At 66.1% G+C, this 17009-nt stretch carries 17 protein-coding genes; 11 read left to right on the forward strand and 6 right to left on the reverse strand.

The window, feature by feature from the left end; translation table 11 throughout:
- Nucleotides 1-2 precede the first annotated feature (2 nt).
- Both cysK and V2S85_RS01780 read left to right on the forward strand, forming a co-directional pair.
- The gene (gene cysK, locus V2S85_RS01775; RefSeq protein ID WP_330701154.1) at nt 3-920 is read left to right on the forward strand and encodes a cysteine synthase A; all 918 of its coding nucleotides are present in this window, start codon (nt 3-5) and stop codon (nt 918-920) included.
- 8 nt (nt 921-928) lie between these two features.
- Complete coding sequence (locus V2S85_RS01780) at nt 929-1639, forward strand: dienelactone hydrolase family protein (protein WP_330701155.1); 711 nt, start codon at nt 929-931, stop codon at nt 1637-1639.
- Nucleotides 1640-1679: 40 nt separating this feature from the next.
- Here the strand turns inward: V2S85_RS01780 and hisI are convergent, their stop codons facing one another.
- Together hisI and V2S85_RS01790 are read right to left on the reverse strand one after the other, a co-directional pair.
- Entirely contained in the window at nt 1680-2057 is a 378-nt protein-coding gene (gene hisI, locus V2S85_RS01785; protein WP_330701156.1) for a phosphoribosyl-AMP cyclohydrolase, read from the reverse strand.
- Between the two features lie 382 nt (nt 2058-2439).
- Nucleotides 2440-3180: a ComF family protein gene (locus V2S85_RS01790; protein WP_330701157.1), complete on the reverse strand. Its 741-nt coding sequence runs from the start codon at nt 3178-3180 to the stop codon at nt 2440-2442.
- An 86-nt stretch (nt 3181-3266) separates the two neighbouring features.
- Between V2S85_RS01790 and V2S85_RS01795 the strand changes: the two genes are divergently transcribed.
- Entirely contained in the window at nt 3267-4025 is a 759-nt protein-coding gene (locus V2S85_RS01795; RefSeq protein WP_330701158.1) for a methyltransferase domain-containing protein, read from the forward strand.
- Between the two features lie 209 nt (nt 4026-4234).
- On the opposite strand, the gene ppdK is transcribed toward V2S85_RS01795, so the two are convergent.
- From ppdK to V2S85_RS01810, 3 genes are read right to left on the reverse strand one after another with little or no spacing between them, the layout of a single operon-like run.
- Complete coding sequence (gene ppdK / locus V2S85_RS01800; protein WP_330701159.1) at nt 4235-6898, reverse strand: pyruvate, phosphate dikinase; 2664 nt, start codon at nt 6896-6898, stop codon at nt 4235-4237.
- Nucleotides 6899-6953: 55 nt separating this feature from the next.
- Nucleotides 6954-9218, reverse strand: a complete 2265-nt coding sequence (glyS, locus tag V2S85_RS01805) for a glycine--tRNA ligase subunit beta (RefSeq protein WP_330701384.1) — start codon at nt 9216-9218, stop codon at nt 6954-6956.
- Nucleotides 9215-10117: a glycine--tRNA ligase subunit alpha gene (locus V2S85_RS01810; protein WP_008831867.1), complete on the reverse strand. Its 903-nt coding sequence runs from the start codon at nt 10115-10117 to the stop codon at nt 9215-9217. Before V2S85_RS01810 ends, glyS begins: the two co-directional genes overlap by 4 nt.
- A gap of 173 nt (nt 10118-10290) precedes the next feature.
- On the opposite strand from V2S85_RS01810, the gene V2S85_RS01815 reads away from it, so the two are divergent.
- The 8 genes from V2S85_RS01815 (at nt 10291) to V2S85_RS01850 (ending at nt 15331) form a co-directional block, all read left to right on the forward strand.
- Nucleotides 10291-10563 (forward strand): hypothetical protein, encoded by a 273-nt coding sequence (locus V2S85_RS01815; protein ID WP_330701160.1) that lies wholly within the window; start codon nt 10291-10293, stop codon nt 10561-10563.
- Between the two features lie 2 nt (nt 10564-10565).
- Nucleotides 10566-10763 carry a helix-turn-helix transcriptional regulator gene (locus tag V2S85_RS01820; protein ID WP_271183357.1) on the forward strand — a complete coding sequence of 66 codons (198 nt, stop codon included), beginning with the start codon at nt 10566-10568 and terminating at the stop codon, nt 10761-10763.
- Nucleotides 10747-11403: a hypothetical protein gene (locus V2S85_RS01825; protein WP_330701161.1), complete on the forward strand. Its 657-nt coding sequence runs from the start codon at nt 10747-10749 to the stop codon at nt 11401-11403. The genes V2S85_RS01820 and V2S85_RS01825 overlap by 17 nt, the downstream gene beginning before the upstream one ends.
- Nucleotides 11404-11446: 43 nt before the next feature.
- Nucleotides 11447-12355 (forward strand): TraB/GumN family protein, encoded by a 909-nt coding sequence (locus V2S85_RS01830; RefSeq protein WP_330701162.1) that lies wholly within the window; start codon nt 11447-11449, stop codon nt 12353-12355.
- A 3-nt stretch (nt 12356-12358) separates the two neighbouring features.
- The gene (locus V2S85_RS01835; RefSeq protein ID WP_330701163.1) at nt 12359-13222 is read left to right on the forward strand and encodes a TraB/GumN family protein; all 864 of its coding nucleotides are present in this window, start codon (nt 12359-12361) and stop codon (nt 13220-13222) included.
- 269 nt (nt 13223-13491) lie between these two features.
- Nucleotides 13492-14100, forward strand: coding sequence for a 50S ribosomal protein L25/general stress protein Ctc (locus V2S85_RS01840; protein ID WP_330701164.1), 609 nt, complete (start codon nt 13492-13494; stop codon nt 14098-14100).
- Nucleotides 14101-14197: 97 nt separating this feature from the next.
- Nucleotides 14198-14773, forward strand: coding sequence for an aminoacyl-tRNA hydrolase (pth, locus tag V2S85_RS01845; RefSeq protein WP_330701165.1), 576 nt, complete (start codon nt 14198-14200; stop codon nt 14771-14773).
- 138 nt (nt 14774-14911) lie between these two features.
- Complete coding sequence (locus V2S85_RS01850) at nt 14912-15331, forward strand: PEP-CTERM sorting domain-containing protein (RefSeq protein WP_330701166.1); 420 nt, start codon at nt 14912-14914, stop codon at nt 15329-15331.
- A 33-nt stretch (nt 15332-15364) separates the two neighbouring features.
- Here the strand turns inward: V2S85_RS01850 and V2S85_RS01855 are convergent, their stop codons facing one another.
- Complete coding sequence (locus V2S85_RS01855; protein ID WP_330701167.1) at nt 15365-16918, reverse strand: tetratricopeptide repeat protein; 1554 nt, start codon at nt 16916-16918, stop codon at nt 15365-15367.
- Nucleotides 16919-17009 lie beyond the last annotated feature (91 nt).

The raw sequence follows: 17009 nt of genomic DNA on the forward strand, positions 1-17009 counted from the left end.
TCATGAAGGCCGACAGCATCCTCGCCACCATCGGCGACACCCCGCACATCCGCCTCTCGCGCCTGTTTCCGGACCATGAGGTCTGGGTCAAGGCCGAGCGCGCCAACCCCGGCGGCTCGATCAAGGACCGCATCGGCCTCGCCATGATCGAGGCAGCCGAAGCCGACGGCAGCCTCAAGCCCGGCGGCACCATCATCGAGCCGACTTCGGGCAACACCGGTATCGGGCTCGCCATGGCGGCAGCGGTCAAGGGCTACACCCTTGTCCTCGTCATGCCCGAATCGATGTCGGTCGAACGCCGCCGCCTGATGCTGGCCTACGGCGCCAAGTTCGACCTCACTCCGCGCGAAAAGGGCATGAAGGGCGCGATCGAGCGCGCCAAGGAACTGATCGAGGCGACCCCGGGCGCCTGGATGCCCCAGCAGTTCGACAACCCGGCGAACGTCGATGTCCATGTGAAGACGACCGCGCAGGAGATCCTCAAGGACTTCGCGGACGAACCGATCGACGTGCTCGTCACCGGCGTCGGCACCGGTGGTCACCTCACCGGCTGCGCCGAGACACTCAAGGCGACCTGGCCGTCGATGAAGGCCTACGCGGTCGAGCCGACGCTCTCGCCGGTGATCTCCGGCGGCCAGCCCGGCCCGCACCCGATCCAGGGCATCGGCGCGGGCTTCATCCCCGGCAACCTGCATACCCAGTCGATCGACGGCGCCATCCAGGTCGATCCCGCCGACGCCAAGGACTGGGCGCGCCGCTGCGCCACCGCCGAAGGCATGCTGGTGGGCATCAGTTCCGGCGCGACGCTGGCCGCGATCGCCCAGAAGCTCAAGGATCTGCCCGCCGGCAGCCGCATCCTCGGCTTCAACTACGACACCGGCGAGCGCTATCTCTCGGTCCCCGATTTCCTGCCGGAGTGATATCCATCGTGACGACTACCCCTACGCTAGAACCCGTATCCTATTCGCATGCCGGGGTTGCGCTCACCGGCTGGCTGGCCCGGCCAGAGGGCGCTCCGCGTGCCGCCGTCGCGCTGTTCCCGACGATCGCCAACGTCATCCCGCTGATGGAGGAACGCGCCCGCAAGCTCGCCGCAGAGGGTTACCTGACGCTCATCACCGATTTCTACGGCGAACCGGTGGAAAGCTTCGAGGCCTCGTTCCCGATGGCCGGCAAGCTGCGCGAGGACAACGACTACTACCGCGCCCGCATCATCGCGGGGATCGAGGCGCTGCGCGATCTGGCAGAAGGCCTGAAAGTCTTCGCCATCGGTCACTGCATGGGCGGCCAGGCCGTGCTCGAAGCCGCGCGCGCGGGTGAGAATCTGGCCGGTGTGGTCAGCTTCCACGGCACCCTGCCTACAACGGCACCGGCCCAGGCCGGCGGCATCAAGCCCCGTATCCTGATCTGCCACGGCGACGGCGATCCGCTCGTGCCCCGCACCGATGTCGTGGCCTTCTGGGAGGAAATGGACGCGGCCGGAGCCGACTGGCACTTCCACAGCTACGGTAACGTGAAGCACGGGTTCACCGACCCGCACAGCCCGGACAAAGGCATGGCCTTTCTCGACTACAACGTCAGCGCCGATCGCCAGTCCTGGGCCGCGATGCTCTCGTTCTTCGACGAGATCCTGGCCTGACCACCAAATTTCCTCCCCAAGCGTGTCTCGGGGAGGAAGATCAAGGTTCCACCCGTTCCAGCACATCGCCGTCAAGCCGCCGGTAGAAGCAGCTGCGTGCGCCAGTGTGGCATGCCGGACCTTCGGGCGTCACGCGCAGTTCGAGGGCATCCTGGTCGCAATCGACGCGGATCTCATCGATGCGCAGGAAGTGTCCGGACGTCTCGCCCTTGAGCCACAGCTTCCCGCGGGAGCGTGAATGAAAGTGCGCCAGCCCCGTCTCCCGGGTCTTCTCCAGCGCCTCGGCATCCATGTACGCGACCATCAGGATCTCGCGCGTGCGCGAATCGATGGCGATGGCGATCAGCAGACCCTGTGCGTCGAACCGCGGCAGGAACGCCGTTCCCAGTTCGCGATCGGCGGCGGTAACCTCTGTCATCAGTCCCGGATTCCCTTGTTTCCGCTAACAGTGAAATAATTGTTGCACGACAGCCACAGCGGCCGATCAAAATCCATCCGACTCCTTGAAGCCTCTTTCCAAAAAAGACGATTCGATGAATTCTGGCCTTGCAGCTGGGGGGCTGCTTCTGACCCACAGGTCGCTCGCAGGCAAGTGTTCGGCAAGGAACATCTGCCTGAAACCGAAAGCGGGCCACGGTTCAGGGAATGCTATGATGAGGGATCGGACCAGGCGGTATCAGGGGCACCGCTGAACTGCGCAAGCAGGGTTCAACAGTTTCGTCACGAGGACGCCCGGAATCGCAAGGTTCCGGGCGTTTTCGCGTCCATGCCCGATTCCATGGTCCGGCCCGATTTCATACTCAGGCAACATCCAGGGCTTCATCCAGCACTCGTGCGAAGCAGGCGATCACCACCCGCTCTGCTCCGGCCCGCTTCAACGCCGATACGCAGGCATCGCTGGTGGCCCCGCTGGTGAGCACGTCGTCCACCAGCACGACTTTCGCCCCCTTCAACCCCGATTTCCGCTTCGGGTTGACGGCGATCGCGCCCGACAAGGCTCGCTTGCGCGCCAACCTGCCGAGGCCGCCCAGAGAGCGCGTCGCCTTGCGCCGAACCAGCGTATCCACCGCAAGCCGCGCACCGCTGCGCCGGCTGATTTGCCGGGCCAGTTCGGCCGCCTGATTGTAGCCACGCTTCCACAGCCGCCAGCGATGCAGCGGCACCGGCACCAACAGCCACTCGGAATCGATGAAAGGCAGCCGGGGCGCCATCAGCCCGGCCATCACCGGCGCGAGCGCGATACGATTCCCGTGCTTGAACGCCAGCACCAGCTTGCGCGAAGGTTCGTTGTAGAGCGTCGCAGCCGCAATGCCGGCATGGCGCGGCGGATCGGCAAGGCACGGGGCGCAGGTGCCGCCCTGCGGCATCGTATCGCCGAAAGGCCGCTGGCAGGCCGCGCAGGCCGGATCGCCCGGGATCGCCAGCGTACTCCAGCAATCCGCACAGAGCCCCGCCGCTGAGCCTATCGCCGCCCCGCACAGCGGGCAACGCGGCGGAAACACGAGATCGACGAGCGGTGCGAGTATGTGTCCCAGGCCCATGGCGCGATCCTATGCACGCCCGGTTGCAGGACAAGCACGCCACGAGGGCATTGCAAGGTTTTCATCGACGCGGCAGGGGAGCATCCATGGCAACCAAGGCTCCCCCTCGCATCTTCTCGCCCACCCGCCGCGTCGCGATGCGCCGCCGGATGCTCCGGCTCCAGCAGCAGCCGGATGCCCCGCGCTACCTGATCGACGACATGGTGGAGGACGTGCTCGAACGCCTCTCCTTCCTGCGCTTCGAGCCGAAGACGGCGCTGGTTGTCGGCGATTACTCGGAGGCGCTTCCCGCGGCGCTACGGGCGCAGGGTGTGACGGTGACCGAAGTGGACCCGGCCATCGGCTTCGCCGAGGAACAGCCCTGGCCGTTCGACGGCTTCGACCTCATCGCCAGCCTCGGCACGCTGGACACCGTCAACGACCTTCCCGGCGCCTTCGTCCACGCACGCAAGGCGCTGGCGCCGGGCGGACTGCTGATCGCCAGCTTCCTCGGCTCCGGCAGCCTGCCGGTCATGCGCGAGGTCATGCTGGCGGCGGACGGCGAGCGCCCTGCCCCGCGCCTTCACCCCTCGGTGGACGTGCGTGCTGGTGCGCAGCTGCTCCAGCGCACGCTCTACGCGGACCCGGTGGCGGACCATCGCCATCTGGACGTGGGGTTCCGCAGCCTCGGGAGGCTTGTCGGGGACTTGCGCGCGCAGGGTCTCGGCAATGTGCTCGCCGATCCCGGTCCGGCGCTGGGCAAGGCGGCGCTGGCGCGGGCGCACGATGCGTTTGCGGCCGCCGGTGAAGGCGGCCGCACGGTCGAGCGGTTCGAGATCATGACGCTGTCCGGGTGGAAGCGCTGACGCACACCCGCTGGAAAAAAGCATCGTCACCCTGAACTTGTTTCAGGGTCCATTGTGCCTTGTCGCCGGAGCGTCGGACAGTAAGCCGTAATGGCCGCTGGCGACACAACGCTCCGGGGCAGGTTGCCAAATGGACCCTGAAACAAGTTCAGGGTGACGGGCTTGTGAAAACCGGGCAGCAGGGTCACCACTGCCCGGTTTGCAAACCCTTACGCCAGCGCGGCCTGCGCCGCCGCCAGACGCGCGATCGGCACGCGGTAGGGCGAGGCCGAGACGTAATCCAGACCCACCTTCTCGCAGAACGCGATCGAGGCCGGGTCGCCGCCGTGCTCGCCGCAGATGCCGAGCTTGAGGTCGGCATAGGTCGCACGGCCGCGCTCGGCGCCGAGCTGGACCAGCTGGCCCACGCCCTCGATGTCGAGGCTGACGAACGGATCGCGCGGGTAGATGCCCTTCTCGACGTAGGGGCTGAGGAAACGCGCGGCGTCATCGCGCGAGACGCCCAGCGTGGTCTGCGTCAGGTCGTTGGTGCCGAACGAGAAGAACTTCGCTTCTTCCGCGATCTCGCCCGCCATCAGGGCTGCGCGCGGCAGCTCGATCATGGTGCCCACGAGATAGTCGAGCGTCTTGCCCTTCTCCTCGAACACCTTGGCCGCAGCCTGATCGACGACCTTCTTGAGGATCGCCAGCTCGCGCTTGGTGGCGACGAGCGGGATCATCACTTCCGGCACGATCGCTTCACCCGATGCCGAGGCGACGTCGCAGGCTGCCTCGAAGATGGCGCGGGCCTGCATCTCGTAGATCTCCGGGAAGGTGATGCCGAGGCGGCAACCGCGATGGCCGAGCATCGGGTTGAACTCGTGCAGTTCGTCCGCGCGGCGCTTGAGCGTATCCACGCCGATGCCGATCGCGTCCGACAGCTCCGCGAATTCCGCGTCGCTGTGCGGCAGGAATTCGTGCAGCGGCGGGTCGAGCAGGCGGATGGTGACGGGCAGGCCCGCCATCACTTCGAAGATCGCCTGGAAGTCGGCGCGCTGTTCGGGGAGCAGCTTGGCCAGCGCCTCGCGGCGGCCCTTCTCGTCTTCGGCCAGGATCATCTGGCGCACGGCGGAGATGCGGCCGGCGTCGAAGAACATGTGCTCGGTGCGGCACAGGCCGATGCCCTCGGCACCGAACTGGCGCGCCATCTTGCAGTCGGCGGGCGTCTCGGCGTTGGTGCGCACCTTCATGCGGCGGTGCTTGTCGGCCCACTCCATGAGCGTGCCGAAATCGCCTGCCAGTTCCGGCTCGATGGTGGCGACTTCGCCCGCCATGATCTCGCCGTTGGCGCCGTCGAGGGTGATGAGGTCGCCCTCCTTCAGCTCGCGGTTGCCGATGCGCAGGGTGCGGGTCTTCATGTCGATCGACAGCCCCGATGCGCCCGAGACGCAGGGACGGCCCATGCCGCGCGCCACGACCGCCGCGTGGCTGGTCATGCCGCCGCGCGCGGTGAGAATGCCCTTCGCTGCGTGCATGCCGTGGATGTCCTCAGGCGAGGTTTCCACGCGGACGAGAACGACCGCCTCGCCCATTTCGGCGCGCTTCTCGGCGGTGTCGGCGTCGAGCACGATCGCGCCCGAAGCCGCGCCCGGCGATGCGGGCAAGCCCTTGCCGAGAATGTCGCGCGGCGCCTTGGGGTCGAGCGTGGGGTGAAGCAGCTGATCGAGCGCCATCGGATCGACGCGCTTGATCGCGGTAGCTTCGTCGATCAGGCCTTCCTCGACCATGTCGACGGCCATCTTGAGCGCAGCCTTGGCGGTGCGCTTGCCCGAGCGGGTCTGCAGCATCCACAGCTTGTTCTGCTGCACCGTGAACTCGATGTCCTGCATGTCGCGGTAGTGCTTTTCGAGCAGGTCGAACACGGCGGCGAGTTCGGCGTATGCCTCGGGCATCGCCTCTTCCATCGACAGTGGCTTGGCACCGGCGCGCTCGCGGGCGGCCTTGGTCAGGTACTGCGGGGTGCGGATGCCGGCGACGACGTCCTCGCCCTGCGCGTTGACCAGCCATTCGCCGTAGTAGGCGCGCTCGCCGGTCGCCGGATCGCGGGTGAACGCAACGCCGGTGGCCGAGGTGTCGCCCATGTTGCCGAAGACCATGGCCTGCACGTTGACGGCGGTGCCCCAGTCACCGGGGATGTCGTTGAGGCGGCGGTAGACCTTGGCGCGGTCGGCATCCCAGCTGTCGAACACGGCCTGGATCGCGCCCCACAGCTGTTCCTGCGGGTCCTGCGGGAACGGCTTGCCCAGTTCACGCTCGACGATCGCGGTGTACTGCTTGACCAGCCCCCGCCAGTCGTTCGCGGTCAGTTCGACGTCGTTGTCGTAGCCGTTGTCTTCCTTGGCGATCTCCAGCGCTTCCTCGAACAGATGATGTTCGACGCCGAGCACGACGTCCGAATACATCTGGATGAAGCGGCGGTAGCTGTCCCACGCGAAACGATCGTCACCCGAAGTAGCGGCGAGACCCTCCACGGTCACGTCGTTCAGGCCGAGGTTCAGCACGGTGTCCATCATGCCCGGCATCGAGACGCGCGCGCCCGAGCGGACCGAGACCAGCAGCGGATCAGTAGAATCACCGAAGGACTTGCCGACCGACTTCTCGATATGGGCCAGCGCCTCGGCCACTTCGGCCCGCAGTTCGTCCGAGAAGTTCGCGCCCTCCGCGAGATACTTCACGCATTCTTCGGTGGTGATGGTGAAGCCGGGAGGCACCGGCAGGCCGATTCCGGCCATCTCGGCAAGGTTCGAGCCCTTGCCTCCGGTGATCACCTTGTCCTTCGCGCGCGGATCGTCGTGCTTTACGCCGCCGCCGAACGTGTAGACCTGCTTAGTCATTAGTCCCAAATCTCCGGGATTTTTGCGCAAGAATGCAGACCGTGGGGAAACCCTCCTACCCCTCGATCCGCGAGAAATCCGCTACGTTGTGCACCGCAGCACGGAAGCGATCAAGCAGTGCAAGACGAGATGTTCTTTTTATGGAGTCAGTATCGTTGACTGTCACCTGATCAAAGAACCCGTCAATAGGTGCGCGAAGCGATGCCAGCGCACTCATTGCACTTGCGAAATCTTCTGCAGCAACGGCTGTGGCTGCCCGAGGTTCCGCAGCATCGAGCGCGTCGATCAACGCCTTTTCCGCCGGTTCGGCCGGATAGCCGAGCCCCGAGCCTGCCGCAGCATAGATTTCCTGCATGTCGGGATCGTCCACGTTTTCGAGCGGGTCCTCGTCACCGGTATGCGGGTGCGCGGGTGCAGCATCGGACGCCGACCAGTTTTCCTTCTTGAGGATATTGGCGGCGCGCTTGTAGCCCGCGAGGAGGTTCGCGCCGTCCTCGCTGCCGACGAACGCCTGCAGCGCATGGACGCGGGCGAGCAGGCGGACCAGATCGTCCTCGCCGCCGAGCGCGAACACCGCGTCGATCAGGTCGTGGCGAACGCCCGCTTCCTTCTGCTGGACCTTGAGGCGGTCGGCGAAGAAGTTAAGCAAGTCCAGCGATCTTTGCTCAATCTCAAGTTGCAGCGGCGACATATAACGTTTGTTTAAAGGTATGTTTTGGGATGCAGAGATGCTCTCGACAGCTTGCCCAAGCGCAGTCAGGCGACCGTAAATGCTCTCATTCTGCTCGCAAAGTATCGCAAGAACTCGATCAAATATTGGCAGCAGATCGGCTCGAAGATCGTTCTTTGTGATCTGAATCTGAGTTCCGATAGTCGCACGGCGCAAGGCGAATGGATCTTTGGAGCCCGTAGGCCTCTCTTCAATGGCAAAGAAGCTGACAAGCGTATCCAGCTTATCCGCCAGCGACACAGCCACCGTAACCGGTGCGGTGGGCACTTCGTCGCCCTGCCCGACAGGCTTGTAGTGGTCGCGGATGGCGTCGGCCACGGCGTCGGGCAGGCCCTCGGCGCGGGCGTAGTAGCCGCCCATGAGGCCCTGCAGTTCGGGGAACTCGCCGACCATCTCGGTGACGAGATCGGCCTTGCACAGTTCCGCCGCCTGACGCGCCAGTACAGGATCGCAGTTCGGAACGATGCCCTCGGCGGCCAGCCACTCGGCCAGCTTGGCCACGCGCTCGACCTTGTCGGCGACGGTGCCCAGCTTTTCGTGGAAGGTGATGCGGGCCAGCTTCTTCGCCTGATCCGACAGCGAAACCTTGCGGTCCTGCTGCCAGAAGAAGCGCGCGTCGGACAGGCGCGCGGCCAGAACCTTGCGGTTGCCCGCAACGATGCCGACGCCGCCGTCGGTGGCGTCGATGTTGGCGGTGCAGACGAAGGCGTCGGCAAGGTTGCCCTCGGCGTCCTCGCAGACGAAATACTTCTGGTTGACGCGCGCGGTCAGCTGGATCGTCTCGGGCGGGACTTCGAGGAACGCCTCGTCGAAACGGCCGAGCAGCGGCACCGGCCATTCGGTGAGGCCGGCGTTCTCGATCACCAGCCCCTCGTCCTCGACCAGCTTGAGACCGGCTGCGGCGGCGACGTTGCGCGCCTCGTCGCGGATCAAGTCCTGACGTTCGACATGATCGACGATGACGTGGCAGGCGGACAGCTTGCGGGCATAGTCATGCGCGCCGCCGATGGTGATCTCGCCGGGCGCGTGGAAGCGGTGGCCCTTCGTGGCATAGCCCGAGCGGATGCCGCCGACTTCGCACTCGACAAGATCCTCGCCCAGAATGGCGACGATGCCGGAGAGCGGACGCACCCAGCGCAGCGAATCCGTGCCGATCGACGCGGCGCCCCAGCGCTGCGACTTGGGCCAGGGGAAGGCGCGCACGATGGCGGGGATCGCCTCGGCCAGCACGTCCCTCACGGCGCGGCCGGGCTTCTCGACGACGGCGAAGTACGTGTCCTTGCCCTTGACGTCGCGGACTTCGAGTTGGTCCTTGCTCAGGCCGGTCTTGCGCAGGAAGCCTTCGAGCGCCTGTTCGGGCGCGCTGGTGGCGGGGCCTTTGGTCTCCTCGCTGACGGCCTCGGTTACGTCGGGCAGGCCATTGGCGATCAGCGCGAGACGGCGCGGCGTGGACCACACGGTGATCTGGCCGGGCGTGACGCCTGCGGCCGCGAGTTCCTTGCGGAACAGTTTTTCCAGATCGGCGCGCGCGCCCGCCTGCATGCGGGCGGGGATTTCTTCACTGCGCAGTTCGAGAAGGAAGTCGGTCATACGGTCCACCCGGGGAACTTGGCTTCCCACTTGTCCTTGTTCACGTCGATCCACGCCTGACACGATCCCTTGGCGAGATCGCGCACGCGGGCCATGTAGCTGGCGCGTTCCTGCACCGAGATCACGCCGCGCGCCTGTAGCAGATTGAACAGGTGCGACGCCTCGATCGCCTGATCGTAGGCCGCGAGCGGCACCTTGGCGTCGATGCAGCGCATGCACTCGGCTTCGGCGGCCTTGAAGCCGGCGAACAGCGCGTCGGTGTCGGCGATCTCGAAGTTGTACTTCGACTGCTGCTGCTCATTGGCGAGGAAGACGTCACCGTAGCTCACGCCTTCGTTGTTGAACCTGAGGTCGTAGACCGAATCCACGCCCTGAATGTACATCGCCAGACGTTCGAGGCCGTAAGTCAGTTCGCCCGCGACGGGCTTGCAGTCGAAGCCGCCCATCTGCTGGAAGTAGGTGAACTGCGTCACTTCCATGCCGTCGCACCAGACTTCCCAGCCCAGACCCCAGGCACCCAGCGTCGGGCTTTCCCAGTCGTCCTCGACGAAACGGATGTCGTGCTCCAGCGGATCGACGCCGATCTCGGCGAGGCTCTGCAGGTAGAGTTCCTGAAGGTTCTCCGGGTTCGGCTTCAGGATCACCTGATACTGGTAATAGTGCTGCAGCCGGTTCGGGTTCTCGCCATAGCGCCCGTCGGTCGGGCGGCGCGAGGGCTGGACATAGGCAGCCTTCCACGGCTCGGGACCGAGCGCGCGCAGCGTCGTGGCGGGGTGGAAGGTGCCTGCGCCCATGCGCATGTCGTAAGGCTGCAGGATGAGGCAGCCCTGCGCGCTCCAGAAATTGTGGAGCGTCAGGATCATGTCCTGGAAGCTGAGCGGCTGTTTGGCGGCGGTCATCGGGGTTCCGTCGAATTCTTGAATGCGCGGCCTTTGGCGGATCGGGGCTGTCAAATCAACAACACAAAGCATTGCGGCGGCCTAATGTCAGGTTTTGTTGACATGGTCAGCGAATCGCGACATAAAGTCAGGAATACCTGACATATGGTCAGGACTTCATGACGAGGTGCATCATGACCGACCTGTTCAAGGGCGTCACCGTCCGCAGCGTTCTGGAAACCCTGTTCTTCGGCAAGCCTGGTGCCACCGCCGAAGAGCGTCGCAATTATCTTTACTGGGGCCACCCTGCCCCGCGTGCCGAGCACAAGGTGATCCTGCTGCTGGCGATGGCGCTTGTCGCACTTTCGGTGGCGCTGATCGCCTTCGAGGCGGATGCCGCCCCCCGGTCGCATTCACACAATGCCGAGCCGGTCTCGCGCATCGTGGTCCTCGCCCCGCTGGCCTGAGCGTGAACAACCGGCTGAAAGTGCTGCGCGCGGAACGCAACTGGAGCCAGGCCGAGCTTGCCGAGCGCCTCGACGTATCCCGCCAGGCGGTGAACGCGATCGAGACCGGCAAGCACGATCCCTCGCTCCCCCTCGCCTTCCGCATCGCGCGGCTGTTCGCCCTTTCCATCGAGGAGATATTCGATGACGGACATCGCTGAGACAAAGAAGCCGCTTGGCAATCTCGGTGTCGCCCTGAGGCTTGGCGGCGGGTTCTTCCTTGCGATCTTCGGAGCGGGGATCGCTGCGGGCGTGATCGCCGCATGGCGCGAGCATGGTGAGTTCCGCACCGGCGTCGTGATCGGCCTCGGGCTGGCCGCGCTGGCGCTCGTTGGCGGAGGATGGCTGATGCTCTCGGTCCGCAGCCGGATGACGATGCCGCGCAGCCCGCGCGTGCGTCGCTCCCGAATGGCGCTTTATCTGTCTCTGGGCGTTTCCGTCATCGTCGGTGTGATCGCCGGGGTCAGCGGCCAGCTTTCCGGCGACCTGCACGATGGCGGCGCCTATCTCGACGCGCTGGTCAACACCGCGCCGATCAGCCGGGTCTTCGCGGTCGCGCTGCTGGCCGGGTGGCTGGTCGCGATGGCGGTGTCGGTCTACTGGCACATGACCCTCGACGAGATCGAGCGCGCGGAATACGAGTTCGGGGCGGTGCTGGCGCTCTACGGCTACGTCACGATCACCCCGGTGTGGTGGATTGCCTGGCGCGGCGGCATGCTGCCCGAGCCGGACCACGCCCTCATCTTCGTCGCCGTCTGCATCGTGTGGTGCATCGGGTGGGGCTGGCGCCGCTGGCGCTGATCCGTTCATCCATCCTTACAGTCTCCTGCCCGATAGGAACGCCATGACCCCCGCCCGCATCCGCCTTCGCAACTGGCTTGGCTCGACGCTGCTCGCCTTCACCGCCCTGTCGGCGCCGCTGGCCTCGGCGCAGGAGGCCGCTCAGGCGCCCGCCGTCCGACCGGCGCTCTGGAAAGTCGCGGACGAGGACACCACGATCTGGCTGTTCGGCACGATCCACGTCCTGCCCGAGCAGGTGGACTGGTACGCCGGTCCGGTCGCCAAGGCGCTCGACAGCGCGCAGGAACTGGTGACGGAAATTCCCATCGACGACACCGGACAGGCACAGCAGACGATCCTGCAGATGGCCGCGCGCAAGGACGGCAAGTCCCTGCGCGACACGCTCTCCGCCAAGGAGCGCACCGCTTACGAGGGCGCGCTGACCTCCATCGGCATTCCGGCGCAGGCTTTCGATGCCAACGATGCCTGGTTCGCCGCACTGATGCTGACGCTGATCCCGCTCAAGACCGCCGGCTACAACACCGAGACCGGCATCGACCAGCAGGTCGCGGCAAGGGCGCGGGCGCGGCATCTGGCCAACCATGCCTTCGAGACGGTCGACTACCAGATCAGCCTGTTCGACAACCTCTCCGAACCGACTCAGCGCGCCTATCTCGACGAAGTGGTCGAAGCGCTGCCCGACGTGAAAACCGACGTCGACAGGATGGTCGCCGCGTGGAAGGCGGGCGATGCCGACCACCTCGCCGAACTGATGAACGAGGACGAGAGCGACCCCGAAATCCGCAAGGTGCTCATCACCGATCGCAATGCCAACTGGGCGAAGTGGCTCAAGGCGCGGCTCGACAAGCCGGGTACGGTGTTCGTCGCGGTGGGCGCCGGACATCTCGCCGGGCCGGGCAGCGTGCAGGACCAGCTTGCCGCAGCGGGCGTTTCCTCGACCCGGGTGCAGTAAGTGATGCGCTTCATTGCCGTGCTGCTGGCGATTGTCGGGTTGGGCGTCGGGCTGGTCGCCTGTTCGAGCGACCCCCAGCAGGCCAACCCCGCGTTGTGGCGGGTCGAGGACGGTCGGGGCCACGTCGGCTGGCTCTTCGGCACGATCCACAGCGCCGAGCGCCCCCTTGCGTGGCGCACGGCGAAAGTCGGTTCCGCACTGGACGAAGCCGGATCGATCATGGTCGAAGTCGGCAACCTCGCGAACGAGGCGGAAGTCGCCGCCACTTTCGAAAGCCTAGCGCGCAGCGAGAACGAACCGCCGCTTTCCGAACGCGTACCGCCGAAAGACCGCGCCGCTCTGGCCACTTTGCTGAAAAAGAGCGGCCGGGACGACGGCGACTTCGCGGCGATGGATACCTGGGCCGCAGCCCTGACGCTCGCCCGCGCAGGGGCTGACGAAGGCGATACCCGCAACGGTGTCGACCGCGCCGTGATCGCGGCGGCGGGGCAAAGGCCGGTGGTCGAACTCGAGGGCGCCGCCGCGCAGCTCGGCCTGTTCGACGCTCTGCCCGAGCGCGAGCAGCGCGACCTCCTCGCGGCCGTCGTCACCGAGGCCGCCTCTCCCGACCGCGATCTCTCGGCCAGCTGGCGCAAGGGCGACATGAACGCGATCGAGGCGGAGACCCGCTCGGGCCTGCTCGCCGACCCGGAACTGCGCGCGGTGCTGTTCACCGGGCGCAACCGGCGCTGGACCGGCCGGATCGCACAGGCGGTTCGCTCGGGCGGCAAGCCGTTCGTGGCTGTCGGCGCCGTGCACATGGCCGGGCCTGAGGGATTGCCCGCAATGCTGACGGCCGAAGGGTTCACGGTCACGCGGGTGGAGTGAGGCTTTGGGGGCTTCGACAAGCTCAGCCTGAGCGGAATTGGGAGATTTATTCCAACCCCGCTCACCCTGAGCTTGTCGAAGGGTCGCAACCGCCCCCTCAAACGCCGCGACATCCCGCCCACGGACGCACGAACGGCTTGCTTTTCCGCCCATCTCCCAGTAAGGGCCGCGCCTTCCTGTCATGGTCATCCCTGGAGGCGTGGCAGGACGGTGCGCACCGATGAGCGGCGCGTCATCGCATTATTATCCAGTTTTGAAAGGCAAGATCCATGAGCGATACGCTTAACCTGCCGGCCGAGACGCGTGATCGGGCTGGCAAGGGAGCCTCCCGTGCACTGCGTCGTGAAGGTCGCGTCCCCGCCGTCATCTACGGTGGCAACGAAGAGCCCCTCGCGATCCACGTCCAGGAAAAGGAGCTGGCCCGCCAGCTCGGAACCGGCCACTTCTTCAACTCGATCATCGAAGTCGAAGTCGACGGCAAGAAGTTCCGTACCCAGCCCAAGGACGTTGCCTTCCACCCGGTCAGCGACCGTCCGCTCCACGCCGACTTCCTGCGTCTCGCCAAGGGCGCGACCGTGCACGTCAACGTGCCCGTCGTGTTCGAGAACGAAGAGCTGTCGCCGGGCCTGAAGCGCGGCGGCGTGCTGAACATCGTTCGCCACGACCTCGAACTGGTCTGCGACGCCGAGAAGATCCCGCACGAGATCACCATCGACGTGACCGGCTTCGACGTGGGCGAATCGATCCACATCAGCCACGTCAAGCTGCCCAAGGGCGTCGAGAGCGCGATCACCGACCGTGACTACACGATCGCGACGATCGCTGCTCCCTCTGCCCTGCGCAGCGAAGAAGGCGAAGCAGCGGCCGAGGCCGAGTAAGCTTCTCCTGCTTTCGGGTAGAAAACGGCCTCTCCCACCCCGCGTGGGAGGGGCCTTTTCTTTTCATGCAACCGCAGGACGCAGGCAAGGAATACGGATGGCCACGCAGCTTTGGGTCGGTCTGGGCAATCCCGGTCCGCAGTATGTCTTCAACCGCCACAACGTCGGCTTCATGGTTGCCGACGCGATCGCCGAGATCCACGGCTTCGGCCCGGTCCAGAAGAAGTTCCAGGGCTGGCTGCAGGAAGGCCGCATCGGCACCGACAAGGTGCTGCTGCTCAAGCCCGCCACTTTCATGAACGAGAGCGGCCGCTCGGTGGGCGAGGCGATGCGCTTCTACAAGCTGGACTTGTCCGCCCTCACCGTCTTCCACGACGAACTCGACCTGGCGCCGTTCAAGGTGAAGGTGAAGCAGGGCGGCGGCCATGCCGGGCACAACGGGCTGCGCTCGATCGACCAGCACCTCGGCGCGGAGTTCCGCCGCGTGCGGCTCGGCATCGGCCATCCCGGGCACAAGGACCGCGTCCACGGCTATGTGCTGGGCAACTACGCCAAGGCCGAGATGGACCCGCTGGCCGACATGCTGGGCGCGGTGGCGGCGGAAGCGGATCGGCTTGCGAACGGCGACGACGCCCGCTTCATGAACGACGTGGCGCTGCGGCAACAGGGGTAGGCTCGCCAAAGTGTCGGATTAGCTTACAGGACTTACCCTCCATCCTCGGTCACGAATGGATATTTCGCGGAAATCCAACATTGGCATGATAATTGCTTAAGCTCGGTCAACTGACACGGGTAACATAGGGTAACCGCAATGATCCGCAAGACCATGATCGCGCTTTCGCTGACCACCGGCGCGATTGCCGCACTGTCCGCTCCAGCTTATGCCGGCGGCGGCAGGAACCACACGCATTACTGCAACTGCGGCCACTCGCAGGGCGCCAAGCAGTGCGGCTCGACCTCGACGAGCAGTTCGACCTCTGGCGGCACCACGACGACCTCGGGCGGAACGACCACCACTTCGGGCGGCACCACTACGTCGACTTCCGGCGGGACCACCACTTCGACCTCCGGTGGTACCACGACCTCGGGTGGCACGACCACGTCGACTTCGGGCGGCACCACGACTTCGAGCTCGGGCGGTACCGCAGTACCGGAGCCCGGCATGCTCGGAATGGTTGGCGCCGGCCTCATCGGCCTCGCCTATGCCCGCCGCCGCAAGGCCCGCGCCTGACGCCTGCGCCCGTTCGGTAAGGCCGTCGCCGGTTCAGCCGGCGGCGGCCTTTGCCTTGCGCAGATCGCGCGCGATGGCCTGGTTGCGCGGATCGATGGCGGCCGCCGCCTCCAGCAGGCGCCGGACCTCTGCCGGTTCCCTCCTCGCCGATATCCGCGCCAGCGCCGCGACGTAAAGATAGTCGGCGCTACCGCGGTTCAGCGAAACCGCCTTGTCGGCATGACCAATCGCCGCGGCATGATCGCCGAGCCCGGTCTCGGCGATCGCCAGGCGCTTGAGCACCTCGGGATCCTCGCCCCGCGCCAGCAGCCGTTCATAGACCGTGGCCGCCGTTGCCCAGCGCTGTGCAGCCAGCGCGTTCTCTCCCTGCTGGACGAGCGCCATCGTCTCCTTGAGACTCACCGGATCGAGCCGGGCCTGCAACTCTTCGGCTTCCGGCGCACCCACGCCCCGTGCGGCCTGCTCGGCGCGCTCCAGCACTTCGGGCCGCGCCAGCGTGCTTGCGGCGAGCGGGGCCAGCGTGGCCCAGGCGCCCTGCCTGTCACCGGTGGCGATCTGCGCCTCGCCCAGCATCATGCGTGAATAGGGATTGCCCGGAAGCACCAGCGCCGCCCGCCGGAAGATGATCCGCGCCTGCTCCGCCTGGCCGAGCCGCAGCAGCGCCTCGCCATAAGTCATGCTGAGCGGAGAGCCCGCCGCCAGCTCGGATTCGCGGCTCTGCAGGGCCAGGCGGATCTTCTCCCACTCCCCTTTTTCCGACATCAGCTGGATGCGCAGCGCATCCACTTCGGGATCGCCCGGTGCGACATTGCCGGCCTGCTCCACCAGTCTGGATGCCTCGTCGAGATTGCCCAGCCCGTCGTAATGATTGGCAAGCGCGAGCATCGGCGCGGCGCGGTCGGGAAAGGCATCGATCGCCTTGCGATAGGCCCGAGCCGCTTCCTCCTCACGCCCTTGCGCCGAGGCGAGATCGCCCGCCATCACCAGCGTCTCATACGCACGCGGCGCCATCGCCTGCATGCGCGTGAGCAGCCAGGCCGCGCGCGTCAGATCGTCGTTCTGCAGCAGGTAGCGCGCATAGGAGGCCGCCAGCCGGACCTCGCCGGCCGGTGTCGCGGGCTTCGCATCGAGCCCCTTCTCGAAGGCTGCGCGCGCTTCAACCTCGTCGCCCAGCGCGAGCTGCGATTCGGCGCGGACGCGCCAACCTTCGGACGAGGCGTCCGTCCCCAGCAATTCCAGCGCACGGCGCGGATTCTGGCGCAGCAGCGCCGCTTCCGCCTTCATTCGCGCGGTGTCCCGGTCGCCCGCGCGCTCAAGCCGGGCGATCGCTCCCTCGGCACCATCCGGATCGCCGAGCCGCAGTTGTGTCTCGACGAACAGCGCAAGCATCGCCCGGTCCTCGGGGCGGCCGCGCAGTGCCGAAGCCAGTTGGACACGCGCCTCCTGGTAGTTCTCGGCTGCGAAATCGGCGCGTGCGTGAGCGAACAGGGTCTCCGGACTATCTCCGCACGCAGACACCATGCCGAGGGCGACCAGCGGCAAAACAAGACGGACCGGGCGTTTCATGATCGCAAGGAATAGGGACAAGACCTGAAATTTCCGTCAACCGTTCCCGAATCCGCCCGGTAATTCATTGGCGAACTGGCCAAGTGCCCCGCACCCCGCTATGGGCGCGCCT

The organism is Novosphingobium resinovorum (genome assembly GCF_036352595.1).
Classification (GTDB): Bacteria; Pseudomonadota; Alphaproteobacteria; order Sphingomonadales; family Sphingomonadaceae; genus Novosphingobium; species Novosphingobium resinovorum_B.